7 protein-coding genes and 1 pseudogene are annotated in these 4,192 nt (G+C 62.1%); all 8 read right to left on the bottom strand.

Annotation, left to right across the window (positions count from 1 at the left end; genetic code table 11):
• Positions 1–288 precede the first annotated feature (288 nt).
• Entirely contained in the window at positions 289–474 is a 186-nt protein-coding gene (locus Q4E95_RS11480) for a hypothetical protein (protein WP_303383434.1), read from the bottom strand.
• Between the two features lie 44 nt (positions 475–518).
• Positions 519–1,034, bottom strand: a complete 516-nt coding sequence (locus Q4E95_RS11475) for a pilus assembly protein TadG-related protein (RefSeq protein ID WP_303383433.1) — start codon at positions 1,032–1,034, stop codon at positions 519–521.
• Positions 1,031–1,507: a hypothetical protein gene (locus Q4E95_RS11470; protein WP_303383432.1), complete on the bottom strand. Its 477-nt coding sequence runs from the start codon at positions 1,505–1,507 to the stop codon at positions 1,031–1,033. The genes Q4E95_RS11475 and Q4E95_RS11470 overlap by 4 nt, the downstream gene beginning before the upstream one ends.
• Positions 1,488–1,889: a TadE/TadG family type IV pilus assembly protein gene (locus tag Q4E95_RS11465; RefSeq protein WP_303383431.1), complete on the bottom strand. Its 402-nt coding sequence runs from the start codon at positions 1,887–1,889 to the stop codon at positions 1,488–1,490. Before Q4E95_RS11465 ends, Q4E95_RS11470 begins: the two co-directional genes overlap by 20 nt.
• On the bottom strand, positions 1,861–2,055 hold the full coding sequence (locus Q4E95_RS11460) for a hypothetical protein (RefSeq protein WP_303383435.1): 195 nt from the start codon (positions 2,053–2,055) through the stop codon (positions 1,861–1,863). The genes Q4E95_RS11465 and Q4E95_RS11460 overlap by 29 nt, the downstream gene beginning before the upstream one ends.
• 79 nt (positions 2,056–2,134) lie before the next feature.
• Positions 2,135–3,082, bottom strand: a complete 948-nt coding sequence (locus Q4E95_RS11455) for a type II secretion system F family protein (RefSeq protein ID WP_303383430.1) — start codon at positions 3,080–3,082, stop codon at positions 2,135–2,137.
• Positions 3,079–3,936 carry a type II secretion system F family protein gene (locus tag Q4E95_RS11450; protein WP_303383429.1) on the bottom strand — a complete coding sequence of 286 codons (858 nt, stop codon included), beginning with the start codon at positions 3,934–3,936 and terminating at the stop codon, positions 3,079–3,081. Before Q4E95_RS11450 ends, Q4E95_RS11455 begins: the two co-directional genes overlap by 4 nt.
• A pseudogene (locus Q4E95_RS11445) lies at positions 3,933–4,192 on the bottom strand (CpaF family protein); the annotation flags it as partial. The gene Q4E95_RS11450 and the pseudogene Q4E95_RS11445, both read right to left, overlap by 4 nt.

The following is a 4,192-nucleotide window of genomic DNA, read 5'->3' as shown; positions in this document are numbered from 1 at the left end:
TCTCGGCGGGTAATTTACTGCCACGTGGTGGAGGGGCGGAGTCGATTTGGATCATCTCCGTCCCTTCAGCCCTGACCGACTACTTCATGAGTCCAACATCGACTGGCTGATCCCGGTCGAGATTGAACTTGCTTGGGTCGGTCACCTGGAACGCTCGATTGTGACTGGTGTTAATTAGAGCAATCAGCTTCCCAAATCCGTCGCTGGCGTCCACCGACACCGTGCCTCCGGAGTCAGTATCCGAGGAGTGGCGAATGCTCAGTCGGTAGTTACCTAGTTGATGAGCCGTCACAGGGAAGATGAACCATTCGGCGTCGTGGAGGTACTGCGGACCGCACGGGCACCGCACTCGTTGCGCTGATTCGCATCGATGTACAGAGCGGGATCGTCAATGCCATCCTCGGCCTGAACACGAATAGATGAAGGTTTGGTGCCATGTTTCGTGTCATCACAACCCTTGCGCCAAGCATTCACGGCACGAACGATATCGGTCTGCAACGTGTCCCCTCCACTTCTTACTAGCGCCCCATCACAGCTCGAGCGTCACCGGTGGCAGTGATCGGGACGCCCGCAGGGATGATGAAGTTCACCACCGGAGGGTGGACCACGGCCTCCAGAGTGACTTGGGCCGTGAGCCCGTCGGGGGTTCCCGTGGGTGCGCCGAGCGACAGCTGCTCGACCTCGTCGAAGGCCCCCACGGTTCCCAGGTAGCTCGATGCCGCGCCCGCCACGCCGTCGTGCGTCAGGATCGGCGACGGCGCCGCACCCTCCGATCGATCCAGGTCGGTGAAGGTGTCCGCCGCGGCGCTGGACGCCCGATCGGCCAGGGACTGGAGTTTTCGCTCCCCTATGTAAACGCTCGTGATGGCCATGATGGTGATCGTGAGCAGCAGCGTGACCAGGGTGAAACCCAACAGGACAATGGTGGTTTGCCCGTCGTCTCGCTCTTGAGGGTTCCCGTGAAACCGGCCCCACAGCCCCGCCACGATGCCTGTTCCGCGCGACGAACGTTCGATTCCGCGCCGAGTCCTCACGCGTACCTCCCGGACACGACCGTGACATCCGAAGTGAGGGTGGCCACGTTGGCCGTCACGAAGCCGGGAACAGCCGGGAGGCTCACGTTGAGCTGGGCATGAACCGTGGCGACAGCACCGGGTGAGGTGCACGAGCCGTCCGAGCAACTCACCTCGAGGGCGAGGTCCTGCGCATCGAAACCGTGATCCAGCGCAGCCACCGCCGCGATGTCATGGATGGCGGCCTGATTGAAGCTATCCGCTTCCATGACCGAGATGGCCTGACCGGCCTGCTCCGACGCGGCCACCACGGCGAACGAGCCGGCTTGAACCCGGGACACCGTCACGACCAGGTAGATCACCGGAATGAGCAGCAACAAACCCAACGCGACGAATTCGACGATGGCACTGCCCCGATCCGGATGATCCGATTCTTCGAGCGCCTGCGGGTGCTTCCGCCCAAGTGAGATGCCGTTAGTCCATGACCACTGCATGACCGCTCACATTCAATGCTTCCGGGGGCCCGAACATTGCCACGACGGGCAGCGGCGCGACCACGGTCACCTCCACGGCTGGCAACGATCCCACCTGAGTTCGCGAGATGCTGACGTTGTGGGCGTAGCTCTCACCCACCGAATTGGCGATGATGCCGCGAGCGCGAGCCACGCCGTCGTCGTCGGTGCGGTCCGCCAGACTGGCGTACCGCGCGCCGGCCGCGGCGGCGTCGATCAGGGTGTTGCGCACGTGTAAAGCAAAACCCAACTGCAGGATGCCCGCGAAGATGATTACGGCGAGCGCCAGGACCATGACGTATTCGGCAACGGCGTTACCCGCGTCCTTGAGGTCCTCAGAGACCGGAGACTCGGTTGATCGCATCCTGGAACAAGCCTTCGAGTGCGGGGCGGGCGATGAGCAGCAATCCGGCGACGAGTACTGCCGACATCAGTGTGAGCATGACCCAGCCGGGCACGTCTCCCCGATCGCGGTCATCGTCCGTCAATCGCGAGCGCAGTGCATTGATCGAGGCCAGCACGGCGAGCATCGGTGCGGTAAAGAATAGGTATCTTTTCATGTCAATCTCCTTCGATATTCACTAACTCTTTTTCAGTGCGGCGAAATTCTCAGAACCCCATGTCCAGCACGGCCAGGCCGGGGAAAACGGCAAAGACAACGCTGAGTGGGAGGACGAAAAATACAACCGGAATCAACATGGCAATTTCTTTCTTGCCCGCGATTTCCATCAGGACTCGCTTGTCGTGATCACGGACGTCCTGCGCCTGAGCGCGCAGCACCTCGGCCAGTGGAGTTCCTCGTTCGATGGCCACGATGATTCCGTCCACGAACCGGCCTAGGGGGATCACATCCGTCCGCGAGGAAAAATCTTGGAGGGCCGTCACCAGTCCGGAACCGGCGCGGGTCTGGGCCAGCACTTGCCGAAATTCGTCGACGAGCTCGCCTTCCGCAACGCGGCACACTCGTTCTAGGGCGCCGACGGCGCTTTCTCCCGCGCCGACGGACAAGGCCATGAGCTCGGCCACCGCGGGAAACTCAGCGAGCATGAGCTTTTCTCGCTTGGCAATGCGTTGTTTTAGGAGGAGATCCCTGAACCACACTCCGCAAAATGCGCCCAGGACCGCTCCGACCATGACAATCGCGACACTGACGTTTCCTTGCAGAATAAGGCCAATGCTGAACACGCTGCCGAGCAGAACGCCGAGCACCGCGAAGACAACTTGTTCGGCGCGATAGTCGACCACCGGTTTGTCGAGACCAGCGCGGATGAGTCGACGTTCCAGGACGGAAGCACTGCCGGCGAAGGGCACAATCTTGTCCGTGGCCCAGGCCAGTGCCTGTTGAAGTAGGGGCCCAATGGGATCGTTGCCGCCGGATCTACTGGCTCTCACTTGCCCACGTCGGTTCAGTGCCGAACTGACGTGCACCATACGTAGCTGCGGAGCAATCCGATCGGCGAAACTGGGTGCTCCCACGGCTCGAGCCGCGCTGAGCATCAACCACATTCCTCCGGCCAGTACCAGGGCAATGAGAATTCCCGTGGTCCACGTGTTCATCGCAGGACCCTCCGCTCGGTGGGCAGCGCTCCGAGCCGCAACATCAACCGGTACGCGGCTACGGAGATCGCCAGCCCACCCAGCAATACGAACGCCCCGGTGGCGGTGTTGTAGGCCTCAATGGCCGCGGGCTGGGTGGACATCAACGCCAGGACGAGCCACGGTGCCGCAACGGAGAGGCGGGCCGCGTTCACCGTCCAGGACTGCCGTGCTTCCAACTCACTGCGAGTCCGCTCGTTCTCACGCAGGAACGACGACAACGTGCCGAGGAGTTTGCCCAGATCCGTGCCACCCACCTCTCGGGTCACCCGGAGGGCCTCCACGATATTGTCCGCGACCGGGTCCGCCAACCGATTCTTGAGCAGAGTCAGCGACCCGTGTAACTGACCACTGGCCCGATAATCCGCGGCGAACTGACCGAAGGCCGGACGCAGAATTTCGGGGCCGCGGTACTGCAACTGCATGAGCGCTTCCGGCAATCCCATGCCGGCACGAATGGCGGAACGCAAATGGTCAACCACATCGGGCCACACCTCACGTAATACCGCCGAGCGCTTGCCACCACGCCGTTTGACGAACCACCACGGAATGTAGCCGGCCACCAACAGCGCACACAGACCAAAAGACGGCGCGGCTGTCAATGCAGTCACGGACAAGCCCGTGACCAGGGCACACGTGATGCATGCCGCGATCAACGCCGAGGGCGCAACGTGGGGCAGATCCGCACGCAGCAACAGTGTCTTCACGCGACCGGTCCGCGAGTGCCGAGTCCTCTTGTGGGTCGGCTGGTTCCAGAAGGACCACCACACAAGAAAGACTCCGGTCCCCATGAGGATGCCAACCAATGCGCTCATGGGGTTTTCGCCCGAGACTTTTTCAGTTGCGCCTGATCCGATGCCCCGGTCTTGGCGGCGGGCGCCACGTCGAGAAGTGCCGAGGGCCGGTACCCGGACCTCAGGAACTTGTCCGGGGAGGGCACTTCGGCAGCGACCGGAACCAGTTCGCCGTCGATGTGGCGGAACAGCGGGTACGTCTCGATGATGCCGTTCTCCACGCGATTACCCACGGCCAGGATCTCACTCACAAATCGATGCCCGTTGTTGTTGCGAT

The organism is Kocuria sp., from assembly GCF_030536815.1.
Taxonomy (GTDB): Bacteria; Actinomycetota; Actinomycetes; order Actinomycetales; family Micrococcaceae; genus Kocuria; species Kocuria gwangalliensis.
Note: the sequence above shows the minus strand (reverse complement) of the source record. Positions and strands in the feature narration are given on the sequence as shown.

Bases quoted from the DNA above. Each gene is read 5' to 3' on its own strand.
- Q4E95_RS11470 (WP_303383432.1), bottom strand. From the start codon at position 1,507: ATGCAGTGGTCATGGACTAACGGCATCTCACTTGGGCGGAAGCACCCG.
- Q4E95_RS11465 (WP_303383431.1), bottom strand. From the start codon at position 1,889: ATGCGATCAACCGAGTCTCCGGTCTCTGAGGACCTCAAGGACGCGGGT.
- Q4E95_RS11460 (WP_303383435.1), bottom strand. From the start codon at position 2,055: ATGCTCGCCGTGCTGGCCTCGATCAATGCACTGCGCTCGCGATTGACG.
- Q4E95_RS11455 (WP_303383430.1), bottom strand. From the start codon at position 3,082: ATGAACACGTGGACCACGGGAATTCTCATTGCCCTGGTACTGGCCGGA.
- Q4E95_RS11450 (WP_303383429.1), bottom strand. From the start codon at position 3,936: ATGAGCGCATTGGTTGGCATCCTCATGGGGACCGGAGTCTTTCTTGTG.